19 protein-coding genes and 1 tRNA gene are annotated in these 16,700 nt (G+C 64.9%); 7 read left to right on the top strand and 13 right to left on the bottom strand.

The window, feature by feature from the left end; translation table 11 throughout:
• Window positions 1–30 precede the first annotated feature (30 nt).
• The 7 genes from GV035_RS15350 to GV035_RS15320 form a co-directional block, all read right to left on the bottom strand.
• Window positions 31–1,260, bottom strand: coding sequence for an aspartate aminotransferase family protein (locus GV035_RS15350; protein WP_159835893.1), 1,230 nt, complete (start codon window positions 1,258–1,260; stop codon window positions 31–33).
• A 129-nt stretch (window positions 1,261–1,389) separates the two neighbouring features.
• Entirely contained in the window at window positions 1,390–2,358 is a 969-nt protein-coding gene (locus tag GV035_RS15345) for a GlxA family transcriptional regulator (RefSeq protein ID WP_236572737.1), read from the bottom strand.
• A 70-nt stretch (window positions 2,359–2,428) separates the two neighbouring features.
• Window positions 2,429–3,244 carry an ABC transporter ATP-binding protein gene (locus GV035_RS15340; protein WP_201303980.1) on the bottom strand — a complete coding sequence of 272 codons (816 nt, stop codon included), beginning with the start codon at window positions 3,242–3,244 and terminating at the stop codon, window positions 2,429–2,431.
• Between the two features lie 32 nt (window positions 3,245–3,276).
• Window positions 3,277–3,990, bottom strand: coding sequence for an ABC transporter permease (locus GV035_RS15335; RefSeq protein WP_159835891.1), 714 nt, complete (start codon window positions 3,988–3,990; stop codon window positions 3,277–3,279).
• Window positions 3,991–4,004: 14 nt separating this feature from the next.
• Window positions 4,005–4,694 (bottom strand): ABC transporter permease, encoded by a 690-nt coding sequence (locus tag GV035_RS15330; RefSeq protein WP_159835890.1) that lies wholly within the window; start codon window positions 4,692–4,694, stop codon window positions 4,005–4,007.
• Between the two features lie 276 nt (window positions 4,695–4,970).
• Window positions 4,971–5,369 carry a hypothetical protein gene (locus GV035_RS15325; protein ID WP_159835889.1) on the bottom strand — a complete coding sequence of 133 codons (399 nt, stop codon included), beginning with the start codon at window positions 5,367–5,369 and terminating at the stop codon, window positions 4,971–4,973.
• Between the two features lie 20 nt (window positions 5,370–5,389).
• Complete coding sequence (locus tag GV035_RS15320; protein WP_159835888.1) at window positions 5,390–6,976, bottom strand: EAL domain-containing protein; 1,587 nt, start codon at window positions 6,974–6,976, stop codon at window positions 5,390–5,392.
• 362 nt (window positions 6,977–7,338) lie between these two features.
• Here GV035_RS15320 and GV035_RS15315 point away from each other — a divergent pair, with 362 nt between their 5' ends.
• From GV035_RS15315 to rpsU, 4 genes are all read left to right on the top strand, one after another.
• Window positions 7,339–7,866: a GNAT family N-acetyltransferase gene (locus GV035_RS15315; RefSeq protein WP_159835887.1), complete on the top strand. Its 528-nt coding sequence runs from the start codon at window positions 7,339–7,341 to the stop codon at window positions 7,864–7,866.
• Between the two features lie 31 nt (window positions 7,867–7,897).
• Window positions 7,898–8,491 (top strand): IMPACT family protein, encoded by a 594-nt coding sequence (locus GV035_RS15310; RefSeq protein ID WP_159835886.1) that lies wholly within the window; start codon window positions 7,898–7,900, stop codon window positions 8,489–8,491.
• Window positions 8,488–8,820 carry a 2Fe-2S iron-sulfur cluster-binding protein gene (locus GV035_RS15305; RefSeq protein WP_201303979.1) on the top strand — a complete coding sequence of 111 codons (333 nt, stop codon included), beginning with the start codon at window positions 8,488–8,490 and terminating at the stop codon, window positions 8,818–8,820. The genes GV035_RS15310 and GV035_RS15305 overlap by 4 nt, the downstream gene beginning before the upstream one ends.
• 175 nt (window positions 8,821–8,995) lie before the next feature.
• Window positions 8,996–9,208 (top strand): 30S ribosomal protein S21, encoded by a 213-nt coding sequence (rpsU, locus tag GV035_RS15300; protein ID WP_006999077.1) that lies wholly within the window; start codon window positions 8,996–8,998, stop codon window positions 9,206–9,208.
• A gap of 662 nt (window positions 9,209–9,870) precedes the next feature.
• On the opposite strand, the gene GV035_RS15295 is transcribed toward rpsU, so the two are convergent.
• The 4 genes from GV035_RS15295 to GV035_RS15280 form a co-directional block, all read right to left on the bottom strand.
• Window positions 9,871–9,947: transfer RNA gene (locus GV035_RS15295), tRNA-Met, on the bottom strand.
• A gap of 63 nt (window positions 9,948–10,010) precedes the next feature.
• A complete protein-coding gene (locus GV035_RS15290) occupies window positions 10,011–11,537 on the bottom strand; it encodes a peptide MFS transporter (RefSeq protein ID WP_159835885.1) in 1,527 nt (508 codons plus the stop codon).
• 273 nt (window positions 11,538–11,810) lie between these two features.
• Entirely contained in the window at window positions 11,811–12,437 is a 627-nt protein-coding gene (locus GV035_RS15285) for a LysE family translocator (RefSeq protein ID WP_159835884.1), read from the bottom strand.
• Between the two features lie 46 nt (window positions 12,438–12,483).
• Entirely contained in the window at window positions 12,484–13,662 is a 1,179-nt protein-coding gene (locus GV035_RS15280) for a porin (protein ID WP_159835883.1), read from the bottom strand.
• A 233-nt stretch (window positions 13,663–13,895) separates the two neighbouring features.
• On the opposite strand from GV035_RS15280, the gene GV035_RS15275 reads away from it, so the two are divergent.
• Entirely contained in the window at window positions 13,896–14,639 is a 744-nt protein-coding gene (locus GV035_RS15275; RefSeq protein ID WP_159835882.1) for an SDR family oxidoreductase, read from the top strand.
• A 3-nt stretch (window positions 14,640–14,642) separates the two neighbouring features.
• On the opposite strand, the gene GV035_RS15270 is transcribed toward GV035_RS15275, so the two are convergent.
• On the bottom strand, window positions 14,643–15,335 hold the full coding sequence (locus tag GV035_RS15270; protein ID WP_159835881.1) for a ribonuclease HI family protein: 693 nt from the start codon (window positions 15,333–15,335) through the stop codon (window positions 14,643–14,645).
• A gap of 188 nt (window positions 15,336–15,523) precedes the next feature.
• Here GV035_RS15270 and GV035_RS15265 point away from each other — a divergent pair, with 188 nt between their 5' ends.
• The gene (locus tag GV035_RS15265) at window positions 15,524–16,033 is read left to right on the top strand and encodes a PRC-barrel domain-containing protein (protein ID WP_159835880.1); all 510 of its coding nucleotides are present in this window, start codon (window positions 15,524–15,526) and stop codon (window positions 16,031–16,033) included.
• Between the two features lie 34 nt (window positions 16,034–16,067).
• Here GV035_RS15265 and GV035_RS15260 read toward each other — a convergent pair whose 3' ends face one another.
• On the bottom strand, window positions 16,068–16,316 hold the full coding sequence (locus GV035_RS15260; protein WP_159835879.1) for a hypothetical protein: 249 nt from the start codon (window positions 16,314–16,316) through the stop codon (window positions 16,068–16,070).
• 29 nt (window positions 16,317–16,345) lie between these two features.
• On the opposite strand from GV035_RS15260, the gene GV035_RS15255 reads away from it, so the two are divergent.
• Window positions 16,346–16,681, top strand: a complete 336-nt coding sequence (locus tag GV035_RS15255) for a hypothetical protein (protein WP_328698920.1) — start codon at window positions 16,346–16,348, stop codon at window positions 16,679–16,681.
• The last annotated feature ends 19 nt before the right edge of the window (window positions 16,682–16,700 follow it).

The raw sequence follows: 16,700 nt of genomic DNA, 5'->3' as shown, positions 1-16,700 counted from the left end.
TTTCCTGTAAAGCGGTGGTCAACGATGAACTCAGCGTGCGACGGCCGTCGCGCCCGCGACCTGCTCGATCGCCTTCTCGATGCGCGCGAAGCCTTCGTCGAGATCGGCCATCGGCATGATGAGCGACGGCGCAAAGCGCAGCACGTTCGGCCCCGCGATCAACATGATGACGCCGTTGGCCGCCGCCGCGTTGAGCACGTCTTTCGCGCGGTCCTTGTAGGCGTCGGTGAGTTCCGCGCCGATGAGCAAACCACGGCCGCGAATCTCCGTGAACATGCCGAACCGCTCGTTGATGCGCGCGAGATGCGTCTTGATCGCCTCGCTGCGCACGCCGACGCCTTCCAGCACTTTCGGATCGCTAATCAGTTCGACCACTTTCTCCGCGATGGACGCGCCGAGCGGATTGCCGCCGTACGTCGTGCCGTGAACGCCGACCTTGAAGTGCTGCGCGATGTCATCGGTGGTCAGCATCGCGCCGATGGGAAAGCCGTTGCCGAGCGCCTTCGCGGTCGTGAGAATGTCGGGCGTCACGCCGTACTGCATGTACGCGTAGAAGGTGCCGGTGCGGCCAACGCCGGTTTGCACTTCGTCGAAAATCAGGAGCGCGCCGTGTTTGTCGCAGGCTTCGCGCAAGCCCTTCAGGAACGCGGGATCGGCGGGCAGCACGCCGCCTTCGCCCTGCACCGGCTCGACGATGACCGCGCACGTCTTCTCGCCGATGGCTTCCAGCGCCTGCGCGAGATCGTTGTACGGCAGATGGCGGATGCCTTGCGGTTGCGGCCCGAAGCCTTCCGCGTATTTCGGCTGGCCGCCGACGCTCACCGTGAAGAAGGTGCGGCCATGAAACGACTGCGTGAACGAGATGATTTCGATCTTCTCCGGACCGAACTTGTCGATGGCATAACGGCGCGCGAGCTTCAATGCCGCTTCGTTCGCCTCGGCGCCCGAATTCGCGAAGAACGCGCGGTCCGCGAAAGTCAGGTCGGTCAGGCGTTTCGCGAGACGCAATACCGGCGCATTCGTGTAGCCGTTGCCGATGTGCCAGAGCTTCTCGCCCTGCTCGTGCAGCACCTTGAGCAATTCCGGGTGTCCGTGGCCCAGCGCCGTCACCGCGATGCCGCCGGCGAAATCGATGTAATCGCGCCCTTCGGTGTCCCACACGCGCGAGCCGCGGCCCTTCTCCGGGACGAAATCGGCGGGCGAGAAAACCGGAACCATTACTTCGTCGAACGTACCGCGATTCACATTGATGTCGGTCATGTGCCACTCCTCTACGGGTTCTTGCTGCAGTCGTATTGCAATGCTTTCGATATTAGGCAATTGCGTGCGTTCCGTCTTGCGCGTTCGCGACATGCTTTCATGCGCTTTCACGCGCCGATTCAGCGAGACTTAGCGCCCTTCCGGCGGCTCGATCAATGCGCCGCCGCGCGGTTCGTCGAGCGCGCCGCGCTGCTTTTCGATCCAGTTGCGCCGCTCCTCGCGCGGCGTCACGCCAAAGCGGTCGCGATACGCGTTGGAAAAGTGCGCCGCCGATGAAAACCCGCACGCGAGACTGATCTGCACCACGGACTTGCTCGTGCGCTGCAACTGCGTGCGCGCCTTGGTCAGACGGAGATTGAGGTAGTACTTCGACGGCATCGCGCCCAGATACTGACGAAAGAGCCGCTCCAGTTGCCGGCGCGAAATATCGACGAGCGTGGCGATTTCATCTGTGGACAGCGGGTCTTCGATATTCGCTTCCATCAGTTGCAGCGCGTCGTTCAGGCGCGGATGCCGCTCGCCCGGCGCGGTCACGAACGGAATGCGCTGCCGCTCGGTGCCCGCGCGCAACGCGCCGACGCCGAGCGAATCCGCGATGCGCTCCGCGAGATCCTGACCGTGATCGCGCGCGATCATCGCGAGCATGAAGTCGATGCTCGCCTGGCCGCCCGCGCACGTCGCGCGATCGCGGTCGATTTCGAAGATCTGCTGCGAGACGATGGCGCGCTCGAACTGCTCGGTGAACTGCTGATACGTCTCCCAGTTCACGGCCACGCGATACTGCGCGAGTTGCCCGGCCATCGCGAGCCACCATACGCCGTGATGAATGCCCGAGACGAGCGGCGTGCGCGGCGCGACGCGCGCAAGACTCGCGAGAAAGAGCCGGTAGTCGGCGAACTGCTGGTAGCGTTCGGAAAGGACGATCAGCCAGTCGCAATGGACGGCGTCGTTGAAAGCGCAATCGGCGGGAAGCTGCGCGCCGCCCGAAAGCGGCACCGGACGGCCGTCCCACGAACAGATGCGCCAGTCGTAGAGACGATGCCCGTCGATGTCGTTGGCGAGCGCGAGACTGTCGATGATCGGCGCGATGCCGCTCATCGACACCGGCGGGAGCGCGACGATCGCCACTTGCAGCGGCCCGCGCGCCGGGCCCGAAGCACTCGCCACGTTACTTGAGACTGCCCGACAGGAACTGCTTCAGGCGCTCGCTTTTCGGCGCGCTCAGCACGTCCGACGGCGCGCCCTCTTCTTCCGTGCGTCCCTGATGCAGAAACATCACGTGGTTCGACACATTGCGCGCGAAGCCCATCTCGTGCGTCACGACGATCATCGTGCGGCCTTCTTCGGCGAGCCGCTGCATGACCTTGAGCACTTCGCCGACGAGTTCGGGATCGAGCGCGGACGTGGGTTCGTCGAAGAGCATGACGTCCGGGTGCATGGCGAGCGCGCGTGCAATCGCGACGCGCTGCTGCTGCCCGCCCGACAGATGCGACGGATACTGCTTCTCGACACGCGGCGCGAGGCCGACTTTCTCCAGATACTCGCGTGCGCGTTCCTCGGCTTCCTTCTTCGAGATGCCGAGCACATGGATGGGCGCTTCCATCACGTTCTCGATGGCCGTCATGTGCGACCAGAGATTGAAGTGCTGAAAGACCATCGCGAGCTTCGTTCGCACGCGCTGAAGCTGCTTGTGATCGGCGACTTCGAGCGCGCCGTTGCGGTCGGTTTTCGTCCGCACGGCTTCGCCATCCACGACGATCTGCCCCGCGTTCGGCTTCTCCAGGAAGTTGATGCAGCGCAGAAACGTGCTCTTGCCGGAGCCGCTCGCGCCGATGATGCTGATGACATCGCCCGCACGCGCCGCGAGCGACACGCCTTTGAGCACTTCGTTATCGCCGTAGCGTTTGTGAATGTCCTCGGCGACGAGCTTCGTCGCGACGTCTTTGGCTTTCGGCTCCAACGCATTCTCCTCGGGTGATGACATGATGCTCCGCACGCTTCGAATTTTACCGCTCGTCAGCCGCGCACCGGGCTCAGATACGCGAGCCAGCGACGTTCCGCGCGCCGAAACGCCGCGACAAGCGCGAACGAAATCGCCAGATATAAAAGCGCCGCGATGCCGAACGAGCCGAACGATTCATACGTGGCGGAATTCGCATCGCGCGCCACTTTGAGTATGTCCGGCACGGTCGCCGTGAACGCGACGGTGGTCGCGTGCAGCATCAGGATCACTTCGTTGCTGTACAAAGGCAAGGCGCGGCGCAGCGCGGACGGCAGGATCACGCGGCGATACATCGTGAAGGTGCCCATGCCGTAGGCGCGCGCGGCTTCGACTTCGCCGTGCGGTATCGCGCGGATCGCGCCCGCGAAGATTTCTGTCGTGTAGGCGCACGTATTCAGCGCGAACGCGAGCACCGCGCAATTGAAGCCGCTGCGAAAGAATGCTTCCAGCAAGGACTGCGTACGCACGAATTCCAGGCTGTACATGCCCGTGTAGAGCAGCAGCAACTGCACGTAGAGCGGCGTGCCGCGAAAGACGTACGTGTAGAGCCGCACGGGCGTCGAGAGCCAGCGGCGCTTCGAGACGCGCGCGCACGCGAGCGGCACGGCGGCGCAAAAGCCGATCGCAATCGACGCCGCGAGCAGCCACAGCGTCACGACGAGGCCCGAGGCGCGCATGCCGTCGGAATACAGAAAGGGACGCCAGTATTCGGCGAAGATCGAGATCATGGTCGGGCTCCGGGTCAGAGATCGGCGTGGTGCACGCCGCTGGAATAGCGTTGCTCCAGCGCCATCAGCACGACGTTAGACGCGGTCGTGATCGCGAGATAGATCAGCGCGGCGACCAGAATGAAGAAGAACATGTTGAACGTGCTCTTGCCCGCGTCCTGCGCGGCCTTGACGACATCCGCGAGGCCGATGATCGACACGAGCGCCGTCGCCTTCACGAGCACCTGCCAGTTGTTGCCGATGCCCGGCAGCGCGAAGCGCATCATCTGCGGGAACATGATGCGGCCGAACACGCGCATGCCGCTCATGCCGTACGCGCTGCCCGCCTCCAGCTGACCGCGCGGCACCGCGAGAAACGCGCCGCGAAACGTTTCGGTGAAATACGCGCCGTAGATGAAGCCGAGCGTCAGCACGCCCGCTGTGAACGGGTCCATGTCGAACTGCTCCCAGCCGAAGCTGTCCGTGACGTGGTTGATCGCGATCTGGATGCTGTAAAACAGCAGCAGCATCAGCACGAGATCGGGCACGGAACGGATGAGCGTCGTGTAGGCGGTCGCGATGCCGCGCAAAAGAGCGTGCCGCGAGAGCTTCGCCGATGCGCCGATCAGCCCGAGCACGACGGACACCGCGAGCGAGAGCATCGCGAGCGCGAGCGTTTCCTTTGCGCCCGCCCAAAGCAGCGGGCCGAAGCCGTACAGCGACATGAGCGCCTCCTGTCGTTTCGTCGATGAGAGGCGGCGTGTCCTGCCGATGCGCGCGCCTCCTGGAATGGCGCGGATAGTCGCAAGCGAAAATCAATCGCTCAAAGAAGATGGCTTGTTTTGCTGCGACGCACCATTCGTCGCTGCGATGAAGCGCGCGGTCCGTGCGCCCGCGTGGCCACGTCGCGCCCGCGCGACAGCCGTGAAAACCCGCATGGGCGCGTCGTGCGGAATTCGTGTTTTTGCGTCGCTTTTTCGATAGCGGACGACACGGCGGCGTCAGGCCGAAGACACCGCACGGACCACCTGCACGACATGGCCGTTGGCCACCGCGATCTCCGGGCTTTCCTGCAAGAGCGGCAGGAAGCGTTCGGCGAAGGCGGCATCGCGTGTTTCGGCGCGGAACATGGCGATGACCGCCTTCGCGTGCGCGACCCGCGCATCGGGCGTGGCTTCGTCGTCCTCGAGCACGTCGTCGAGGGCGGCAATGAGCGTCGAAAGCGGCGAAAGCCAGCGATACCCGCTGCCGTTGATCACGATCTGCAGGAATTCGCCGGGCGATACCGGCCCGAATTCGGCCTCGTGCGCGTGACGCAAATGCGCGAGCACCGCGCGATGCAGCGCAAGCAGCGGATGCCGCACATCGCGGAGAAAGGAAACGGCGGTCTGATCGTCCATGGAGAGATCCGGTTGCGGCTTTAGCGGGCGCGTGTCGTGCCCGCGTAGCGGATGAATTCGGCGGCCGTGAGCGGCGGCGAAAAGAGCCAGCCTTGCCCGAACTGCGCGCCGCGCGCATGCAGATACGCCGCCTGCTCTTCGCGCTCGATGCCTTCGGCAATCACCTGCACGCCGAGCGTCGCGGCCATCTCGATGATATGCGAAGCGACGCTGCTCGATGCGGCGTCCTGTCCGACCGTATCGACGAAGGACTTGTCGATCTTCAGACCGTCCACGCGAAAGCTCTGCAAATGCGACAGACTCGAATAGCCCGTGCCGAAATCGTCCAGATACACGGCATGGCCCGCCGCGCGAAACGCGCTGATGACGTCCTTCGCGGCATCGGCGTCGAGAAAGCCGCGCTCGGTCGCCTCGATGCGAATCTGCTGCGGCCGCACGCCGTGCCGGGCGAGCGCGGGACTGAGCACGCCGAGAAAGCGATGCGTCGTCAGATCCGGCGCGGACAGATTCACGGAGATGTAATAGTCGGCGTAGCGCCGGAGAAAGTCGCCGAGTTCGAGCAGCACGGTGTCGAGCACCTGATCGGTGATCGCCTGAATGAGGCCGCGATGCTCGGCGAGCGGAATGAAGTGGTCCGGCCGCACGATGCGGTCGTGATGCTTCCAGCGCACCAGCGCCTCCGCGCCCACACACCGGCGCGTGGCCAGATCGACGATCGGCTGATACGCGACGATGAACTGGTGGCGGCGCACGGCGTCGCTCAACTGCCCGCGCGGCGACAGCCTGCGCACGATGAAGTACGCCGCCCAGCCCGCGCACACGAGGCCGGTCGCGATGCCCGCGAGCAGCCACGCCCACGGCAGCGTGCGGGCGCGCGCGCGCCACGTCTCGCGCGGCGTGCTGACGACGACGGCGAGCGGCATCGTCGCCGAGCGGCGCACGGCCACCGACGCGCAGTCGAGCACCGACGGCGACGTGCGATAGGCGGCGAGGACCGCGGACGCATCGGTGGCGGGCGTGCCGGCGATCACGCGCCGCGCTTCGGTGTTGATGACGGCGACATCGCCCGCGCGCGCAATCTCGGCGCCGATGCCCTCCACATAGAGCGACGGATCGGCGGCGATGTACACGCCGTCGCGCCCCATCACGAGCGAGTCCTTGCCGCCGGGCAGCCGCGCGAGGCCGTACCACGCGCTGACGCCATCGCCTGAGCGCCAGTCGGGCGGCGGCAACGTGAGGCCGTCGGGCGCTCCCGCCGACACCGCGCCGAGCAGCGACGAGCACTGCCAACGGCCGTCGCGGTCGTAGGCGCCGGCGTCGCGCAGTTGCGCATGGGCGAGCGCGATGCGCCGCAGCGCGCGAAGGTAGGTCGTCGAACATGGCGCGTCGCTCACCTGGCCGATCTCGCCGAGCGCGCCCGACAGACGGCGCGTCAAATCCTCCGCGCGAACGAGCGCCGCGTCGGCGACGCTGCCGAGCCGCTCGACGCGCGCCTGCCGCTCGTTGCGAGCCGCCAGCGTCAAGCCGATTCCCGCCGGCGCGAGCGCCGCAATCATCACGATGACGATCAGGAGCGCCGCCAGCGCCCCGCGTTGGAGTTTGTTCATTTCGTGTTGTGGTCGCGCGCCGCGAGGCGAAAAGCTCGGGCGCGTTGCTGGCCAGGGTTGCGCTCGTTCGCGCTGACGTCATTGCGTTGCGACGGCTGATCGCAAAAGCGGCGAACCGGGCCGTGAGAAGCAATCATCGCGCGTGCCGGCGCAAACGGCGCGCGAACGCCGCTCGCTCGACAGGCGCCTAGTGTAGAGGGCGCCCATGACGCGACTCAACGTTTATTTAGGCTAAAACTCGCAGGTTGAGTGGGCTGGCGCACGGGCCGAATGCGATTTTTCCGCCTCGGCGCGACGTGCGAAAATCCCCGCTTCGAAGCACGCGCGTGCGGGCTTCCATCGTCCCGCCTTCCGGAACCGACATGACCGCCAGCAGCACGTTAGCGCCTATCATCCGCGACGCCGCGCCCGGCGACTTCGACGCCCTTGCGCGCATCTATTCGCACTACGTGCTTCATGCGCTCGCCACATTCGAAGAAGCGCCGCCCACAGTCGCCGGGATGCGTGCGCGCCATGCCGCGATCGTCGCGGCGGGCCTGCCTTATCTCGTCGCGGAACTGGATGGCGAGGTCGCGGGCTACGCGTATGCCTCGGTGTATCGCACGCGCTCGGCGTATCGGCATACGATCGAAGATTCCGTCTATGTCGCCGATGGCTTCGGCGGACGCGGCATCGGACTCGCGCTGCTCTCGGCACTCGTCGAGCGATGCGAGCGCGGCCCGTGGCGGCAAATGATCGCGGTGATCGGCAATAGCGGCAACGCCGGATCGATCGCGCTGCACGCACGGCTCGGCTTCGAACATGTCGGCGTGCTGCGCGACGTCGGCTTCAAGTTCGGCCAATGGGTCGATACCGTGCTGATGCAGCGCGCCCTTCGCGCGTCAGCCTGACTTCTTTTCGTCTTTTTTCGAAGCGCCTGCCTTGCCCACTTACACGCTCGCCTCTTCCGTCCGCGCCGAAATCGACGTGCGCAAAAGCCGCTTCATCGCGCTCGCCATTCCGGTTTCCGACCGCGACGCCGCCATGCGGGAACTCGAACGCCTGCGCGCCGAGCACCCGACGGCCACGCACGTGTGCTGGGCGCTGCTCGCGGGCGGCCAGTCGGGCATGTCGGACGACGGCGAGCCTTCCGGCACCGCGGGCCGCCCGATTCTCGAAGTGCTGCGCCATCACGAGGTGGACGGCGTGCTGGCGGCGGTCGTGCGCTACTACGGCGGCATCAAGCTGGGCGCGGGCGGACTCGTGCGCGCATACACCGACGCCATCGCCACCGCGATGCAGTCGGCCGAGCGCGTCGAGCGCATCGAGCGCGCCCTGCTCGGCATCGAGATCGACTACGCCGACGAAGCGCGCGTGCGCCGGTGGATCGAGCAGCACGAAGCCGAACTCGTCGACAGCGCGTATGGGATGACGGTGCGGCTCGTCGTGCGCATCGCCGCCGCCGCGCGAGAATCGGCCGCCGCCGAACTGCGCGATCTCACGCACGGGCGCGCGAACGCGGAGGTGCGAACGTGAGCGAGCCGCGTGTTTTCACGATGACGGTCGAGCCTGGCGGCGATGTCGTCGAGGTTCAGCCGGGTGCGACCCTGCTCGAAGCGGCATGGCGCGCGGGGCTGTCGCTGCCGCGCTCATGCCGCAACGGAACGTGCCGCACGTGCATGTGCCGGTTGCGGTCCGGTGAAGTGGCATATCGCATCGACTGGCCGGGGCTCACGGCGGAGGAAAAGGCGGACGGCTGGATTCTGCCGTGCGTGGCCGTCGCGCGCTCGGATGTGGTCATCCATCAGCCGGAAGCAAAACCGCGCGAGCCAGAGAATCGCCCGGCGCGATCGCGCGGGTTCTAGGGATGAGGGAGGCCGGGTAAGTCAGGATTTGTCGTCTCGATTCAACGACCTAGGATGTGAATCCCGAGCCGCGCCGCACAGATTCGCGTGGAAAGATGATGCAGCGCGCCTCTCAGAAAGTGTACAATTGCGCTTTGCCCCAAATTCTGGCAGGGCCAGATCAACCGAGATTTCAATGACTAAAGTACTGTTGAAAGAGAATGAGCCTTTCGACGTCGCCATGCGACGTTTTCGCCGTACCGTCGAACGCACGGGCCTGATTCAAGAACTGAAGTCGCGCATGGCCTACGAAAAGCCGACGACCGAGCGCAAGCGCAAGAAAGCTGCTGCTGTCGCCCGTCTTCGCAAGCAGATCCGCCGCGCGCAATTGCCGAAGAAATTCTATTGATCGACGCAAGAAGCTATCGGCGTAGGGTTTGATGCCCTCGTCGTTCGGCATTGCGTGGCGGTCGGCAATCTGAGTTCAAGCGGGTCGCGGTTTCGCTGAATCGGCGCTCGATGCGCCAAGCGCGAAAGCTCGCGGATAGCACGTCTAGCGCGTGCGCCCCATCGGACGATGATTGAGGGATTCGCAGAAAGCCTGCATGAGTTGGTGCTCATGCAGGCTTTTCGTGTTTGGGGAGTGGGCTGTTGACGTAACTGTCGATGCTTTTGCGGAGACGACGCGCGCGAGCAATGGACAAGTATTCGCGATCAAAGACGAACGGCTTCGACTCGGGAAGGCGGGCTGACGGATGAAGGTTCGTTGCGTTCAAGGCGCTCACGCCGAGCCGAGCCGACTGGGCTGATCGAGCGGCTTCACTAAGCGTGAGCTAGACGCGCTTCTCACGTTATAACAGACGACAACTTGGCTAAAGCCACGCTGCGCGACATGCGTCGGAACACCGGGAAACGAGGAGAACTGCTAAGAAGTACTATCGAAGAAGCAAGGATGATTGTTGCTGCCTTGTCTGGACGCGCGAAGGCCCGAGAATTAGATACGGCTTGCGCCGCAGAAGACAGCGTTCCCAAGCGGCTTATTACGGTTGCCGCTGGAAACGTGCTTGAATCTGGTTGCGGGGGTAGGATTTGAACCTACGACCTTCGGGTTATGAGCCCGACGAGCTGCCAGACTGCTCCACCCCGCGTCTGAAGAAAAAGATTATAGACCGGACTGCTCTACGTAGTCAAACACTCTTTCGATCACAATGTCACGATGCCGAAACCGGCTGCATCTGCGCGGCATCGGCGCTGGTGCCTGCCCGTGCCGCCCGATGATGCGCCCGCGACAGCCTGCCGAGCAGCGGCAACAGCACGAGTGCGATCACCGCCCCGCCCGTCGCGAGCCAGCCGAGCGATACGAAAAGATGCGTGTACAGCGGCAACGACTGCATCGGATCGAGATGGCCGGGCGGCACCCGCGCGAAGTTCGCCACGACAGTGCCGAGATATTGCGAAACGCCCGTCGCAACGAAGTACGCGCCCATCATGAAGCCGCTCATGCGCGCTGGTACGTAGCGCGCGATCATCGCGAGCCCGAGTCCGGAAACCAGCAGTTCACCGAGCGAATACAGGCCGTATCCCGCCACCATGAACCACGACGACACACGGCCCTCCACCGCGTAGCGTCCGCTCACGCCGAACACGAAGAAGCCCACCGCGACGACCACGAAGCCGAGCGCGTACTTTGCCGCCACCGACACGTCGCGGCCGCGCCGCGCGAGGCCCGCATACGCGACGGCGAGCAGCGGACTCAAGATCATGATCCAGATCGGATTGAGCGCCTGAAACTGCGCCGCGCTCCATGTGAAAAGTTGCGCGCCGGCAATGGAAAATGCGGGATCGACATTGCGCAGCGCGAACAGCGTGAGCGACGTCGACATCTGCTGATAGAACACGAAGAAGAGGATCACCTGCAGCGTCAGGATCAGCGCGGCGAGCAGGCCGGCGCGCTCACTGCGATCGCATCGGACGAGCATGTAGCCGAAGATCGCGAGAATGCCGAGCGCGGCGGCCCAGACGCAGGCTCTCGCCACCGCCTGATGCTGAAGGATAAAAACCGTCGCCGCCGCGAGCGCGATGCCGCCGGCCACCACGGCGAGGAAGCGGCCCCAACGGATCGGCTGATCGTCCGGTGCGGAGCCCACATGCGCGAGCGTGCGGCGCATCAGCGCGAAATTGACGATGCCTAGCACCATGCCGCCGCAACACACCGCGAACGCCGCATGCCAGCCCCAGTGGTCTTTGATCCACGGCGTCGCGAGCATCGAAAAAGTCGACCCGATGTTCACCGCCATGTAATAAATCGTGAATGCGCTGTCGATGCGCGCGTCGTCGCCTTCGTAAATGCGCCGCACGAGATTTGCCGCGTTCGACTTGAAAAGCCCGTTGCCCACCACGATCACGCCGAGCGACGCATACATGAAGCCGAGCGCGTCGTACGGAAGCGCGAGCATGAAGTAACCAAGCGACAACACGATTGCGCCGAAAGTCATCGTGCGGCGCGCACCGAGCACTTTGTCGCCGATCCAGCCGCCAATCGAAGGCGCCGAGAACACGAGCGCGGAAAACGCGCCCCATGTGAGATTGGCGTAATCGTCGGGAAAGCCGACTTTATCGATCATGAACAGCACGAGCAGCGCGGCCATACCGTAATAACCGAAACGCTCCCACATTTCGATCAGGAAGACGGTCGCAAACGCGCGCGTCTGCGACGCGGCGGGCGATTGATTATTCATGGGACTATCCTTCAACCACAAAAGCGGTACCGCGCTTTCAAAAACGCATGGAGATTGAAACGAACTCGTCCTAAAAGGACGGCGACTGTGCAAAAAGCACGTGATTATCGCTTATCGCTGCCCGAGGAAGCGTGCATAAGCTGCAACGACTTATTCCGAATCAAGGCGCGCGGCTTTTTAGTGAGCCCGTCAGGCGCGAGTAGAAAAGACCGTCGGAATCAGAATGACGAGAACGCGCGCATGCAGACCGGCTCTGCCCGGAACAGCCGCGTTTCAGGCCGCCGGACGCCGCACCAACGCGAGCATCACGCCGAAGCCGACCATCAGCGCGCCACTCACGCGATTAAACCACTTGAAGCCGCGAGCGCCGCGTGAAAGCGACCCGACTCGCGCGCCGAGCGCCGCGTAAATGACGATAGCGACGAGTTCCAGCAGCAGAAATATCGCGCCCAGCATCGCGAAGCTCGTCGCATAGGCGCTGCGGTCGACGAATTGCGGAAAGAAAGCCGTGAAGACGAGAATCGCCTTCGGATTGCCGGCCGCGACGAGAAACTCCTGCTTCGTCAGCCGCGCGAGTCCCGCGGGCGCCGCGCCCTCCTCGCGCGTGGCCGATTGCGGCCCCGAGCGAATCAGCTTGATTCCGATCCACACGAGATAAGCCGCGCCGACCAGCTTGAGCGCCGTGAAAAGCGTCTGCGAGGCGAGCAGCAACGCGCCGAGGCCGAGACCCGCTATCGCGATCATGATGGCGAACGCGGCGAGCCGTCCAGACGACGCGAGCACCGACGCGCGCACGCCCTGGCGCGCGCCGTTCGAAAGCGAAAGCATATTGTTCGGCCCGAACGCCATGTTGATGGCAAAGCAAGCCGGCACGAACAACGAAAACGTCTGAATCGACATGGGACACCTTCCAGGCGAGCGTGCAGATATTGCCAACTTAGCAGACTCAGAAGCGGTGACGAATCCCCGTCGTGAACATCAACTGATTGCGGCCGCTCGACGGGTCGTTCGTATTGATGACCGCCGGCGCGTCGGACGACGCCCGCTGATAGATCGACTCGATATACACATCCGTGCGCTTGCCCAACAGGTAATCGACCTGCAACGCGCCTTCGTGCCAGTGCGCGCCGCCGCCGTTCGTGTAGACGTACATGCCGGCGAGCAAAATGGCGGGCGTCAGCTTGTAGATGCCGTTGATCTCGTAGTTGTTGAGCGCGAGCGATGACAGGGCATCGCCGGTATCGGCATCGCTCACGCCCGAATTGATCGAGCGGGAGAACGCGCCGGCAAGCTGAAAATCGCCGATGCCGTAGCTCATCGCGACGCCGAACGTGTTCTGCCGCTGCACATTGGCCGCGACGACGGCGCCCGGCGCGTTGCCGGGCAGCGCGAGCGCGTCGTACGCGCCGCCGGTCGTGTTGCCGCGTCCGTCGTTGTGCAGATACGCCGCGCCCGCACTGAACGAGCCGAGCGTGTAGTTCGCGCCGACGCTGTACGCGCGGTTGTCGGCGAACCCGCCCGCCGCGTTCGAGAACGCGTAAAGGCCGCCGAAGCTGAAGCCGCCGTAGGTCGCGCTCGTGTACTTGACTGAGTTCGCCGCGAGGAACGAATTGTTCGCGTTGTCGTTGTCGAGCACATGCGCGAAGGCCGTGCCGCCCGTGCCGCCCGTCAGCGTGAACGGCGCGAAGTAGTCGTGGATCGAATCGTACTGACGGCCGAGGGTGATCGTGCCGAGCGCGTCGGTGCCGAGGCCGACGTACATCGGGTGATCGTTGAGGCCCTGCCCGGTCGACACCGCATAGCCGTGTTCGAGCCGGAAAATCGCCCGCGCACCACCGCCCAGGTCTTCGGTGCCTTGCAGTCCCCAGTAGCTGCCGTCGATGGTGCCGGTCGTCAGCCGGTACTGCGCATGGCCGCCGACGTTACTGACATACGCGAGGCCGGCATCGAGCTCGCCGTAAAGCTGGACCGAGCTCTGCGCCCACGCCGCGCCCGGCACGCCGATGAATCCGATGCACGCCGCGAGCGCCGCCGCCAGGTTCGGCCGCGCGGCGGCGGGCGGCCTCAAGCGCGCGGCCTTGGCGGCGGAGGGCGCGACGGTGCGTGCGGTTGGACGGATGCGCATGGGAAAACTCCAGATTCGATTCGCGGCTGACGATTGTCGATTTTGCGGCCCATCTTGTCAGGTAAAAAAGCGGTCCGTTCGTGTGCGCGACCCCGTGTGTGACCCATTTCCAACGGATGCGTGTTACCCCTTCCCATTTCCGCTTTTCGGCGCTATTGGGATGCGAGAGACGCCATGCGGCGCGGGCCGATAGAATCAGAGCGCATCGACTCCTTCACGCACCGGACATCTCCATGCCACACAAGACTCTCGCCATCGTCACCGGTCATACGCGCGGCCTCGGCGCGGCGCTAACCGACACGCTACTGTCGCGCGACGCCGACGTTCTGGCGATCTCGCGCCAACGCAACGTTGGGCTCGCGGCACGGTATCCCGGCCGGCTGCACGAGGTGGAACTCGATCTCGCCGATTTGCCCGCTCTCGGCGCATGGCTCGCGGACGGCGCGCTCGGCCGTTTTCTGGCTGGCGCGGAGCGCGCGCTGCTCATCAACAATGCGGGGATGCTCGCGCCGGTCGGACCGCTCGCGGATCAGGATGCCGGTGCGGTCGCCCGCGCAGTCAGCGTGAACGTGGCGGCGCCGCTGATGCTCGCCGCCGCTTTCGCCGCCGCGAGCGCGCATGCGGCAGACCGGCGCGTCCTCCATGTTTCTAGCGGCGCGGCGCGCAACGCGTACCCCGGCTGGAGCATCTACTGCGCGACGAAAGCCGCGCTCGATCACCACGCGCGTGCCGTCGCGCTCGACGACAACGGCGGCTTGCGCATCTGCAGCGTCGCGCCGGGCGTCGTCGATACCGATATGCAAGCCGAAATCCGCGGTACGGAGCTGGGCCGCTTCCCGCTGCGCGAGCGTTTCGACGCGCTCAAACGCGAAGGCCACCTCGCGACGCCGGAGCAGTCGGCGGGCAAGCTCGTCGATTATCTGCTGAGCGATGCTTTCGGCGGCGTGCCGACCGCGGATGTCCGCAAACTGGGCTGAACGTCAGGCCGCCGATACCGCGCAGTCCGGCGCAGCGGCGACCGTAAGCGCCTGCCGCGATAGCCGGTCGGCGTGAGCGTTGCGGGCGCGCGGGATCCATTGCAGGCGGACATCGCCGATTTGCGCGATGAGCGCGCGCACGCGCGCCGCATGGCCCGCGAGCGAGCGGACCCCTGTGCCTTCGCTAGTGAGAACGTCGTCGATGACGACGCGGCTGTCGCCATAAATCGCAAGCTTGGCGGCGCCTTCGCGCTGCGCCGCCTCGAGCAGCGCCGTCAGCGCGAGATACTCGGCCATGCTGCTGTCGCCGTGTCCGGCCGTCGTGCTGATCTCGATCGAGCCGCCGTGCGGACGCTTCAGCACCGCGCCTATGCCGATGCGGCCAGGATTCGGCAGCGCGGAGCCGTCGAACCAGCCGATCCACGCGTCGTCATCGTCGGGACGCGGCTCTGACGCCGGTCGCTGCGCCGGCCGGTTCGCGCGTTCCAGCTTGCGCACGCGCAGCGCATGGGCGGCTCTCGCATGGGCGGCGCGCCGAGCATCCACCAATTCGCGCAAGGACTGCGCGCCCGCCGCTTTCTCCAGCGTCTTCACCAACGCGGCATGCTCGGAAAACGCCGCGCTCCTCACGAGGCGGCGGCTCTGCATGCGCTCCTTCTTGTAAGCGACGGCGAGCAGTTCCTCGAATTCGATCATGGGCCGTGTGGAGAATGAACGAACCGGCAGCTTAGCAGAACCGGGCGCGGTCACGGGTACGCGAATTGCTCGCACAGAAGAGCCCGGACAAGAGCAGACGCAGTCAATCAGGCGTTCGTCCGCTGCCTGCCATGCAGTCGATCAAACCGTCAGCCAGACAGACGCCTGTCACCATCAAGGAGCAGATCATGAACCGACCGATGGAGTCATCTTCCGGTGGCGCAACGATTATCGGCAAGGGTGCGGCGACGGCCGCGGGCCCGGGCCCGGACGTCATGGCGGCAAGCACGCTGGACGGCAATTCGGTGTTGAGCAGCGACGGACATGACGTCGGCTCGCTCAAGGAAATCATGCTGGATGTGACCAGCGGACGCGTGGCGTACGCGGTGCTGTCGAGCGGCGGTTTTCTCGGCATCGGCGACAAGCTGTTGGCCGTGCCGTGGAGCGCGCTCACGCTCGACACGGACAACCGGTGCTTTCGCCTCGCCGCGACGGCCGATCAGGTGCGCAATTCGCCGGGATTCGATAAGGACGCGTGGCCGTCGATGGCCGATCGCGTCTGGGCGACGACGGTGCATCAGCACTACGGCCGCGAGCCCTACTGGTCCAGCGCCGCGACGAGCAACGACGTCACCGGCACCGGCGCGATTCCGCCCGGCGGCGTCGACGCCCCGGAATCCGGCGGCGTGAAGCTGTAGCACTTAAGCGCCGGACGCGCCCGCGTAGCGGATCTCAGTCGAGCGGGCGCTCGCCGAGCGGCAGATCGACATCTTGCGCGTCGTCGTCGCCCATCAGCACGCGCAGGACATCGGTCGCGAACTCTTCGACGGCGAAATGCCATTCGAGCGATCCGACCGGAAAGTCGTTGGGACTGCACTTGCCCTGCGCGCGGCGGATCGCGCCGACGGACAGACTCAGCGCGCGCGCGTGCTGGAAGTGCGGATCATTCGAATCGAGAAACGGCAGTTGTTCTTTATCCATGACACCCTTCTGGCCCCGGCCGCTGATACATGACAACGATATCGGCCGGGATCGAGAAATCTTTAGTACCGGCTTTGTTTGAATTCGTGCCGCCCGCCCCTGCGGCAGGAACGTGCGGAGAAACGCTTATGCAGCCATATCGGAACGTCGCGGGTAATTCCGGCGTGACGGCATTCGAGATCCTGCGCGACGGCATTCGCGTACGCTTCGCCGATGGGCGGACGTATCTCTACACCTATCGCGAGTCCGGACGCACTCACGTCGAGCAAATGAAACAACGCGCCCGCGCCGGCCGCGGGCTCAGCAGCTACATTTCGCAAACTCACGTCCCGTACGCCGACAAGACCGACCGACGGCACGATTGACGGACGATCGCTGAACGTC

This window comes from Burkholderia sp. 8Y, from assembly GCF_902506145.1.
Taxonomy (GTDB): domain Bacteria; phylum Pseudomonadota; class Gammaproteobacteria; order Burkholderiales; family Burkholderiaceae; genus Caballeronia.
Note: the sequence above shows the minus strand (reverse complement) of the source record. Positions and strands in the feature narration are given on the sequence as shown.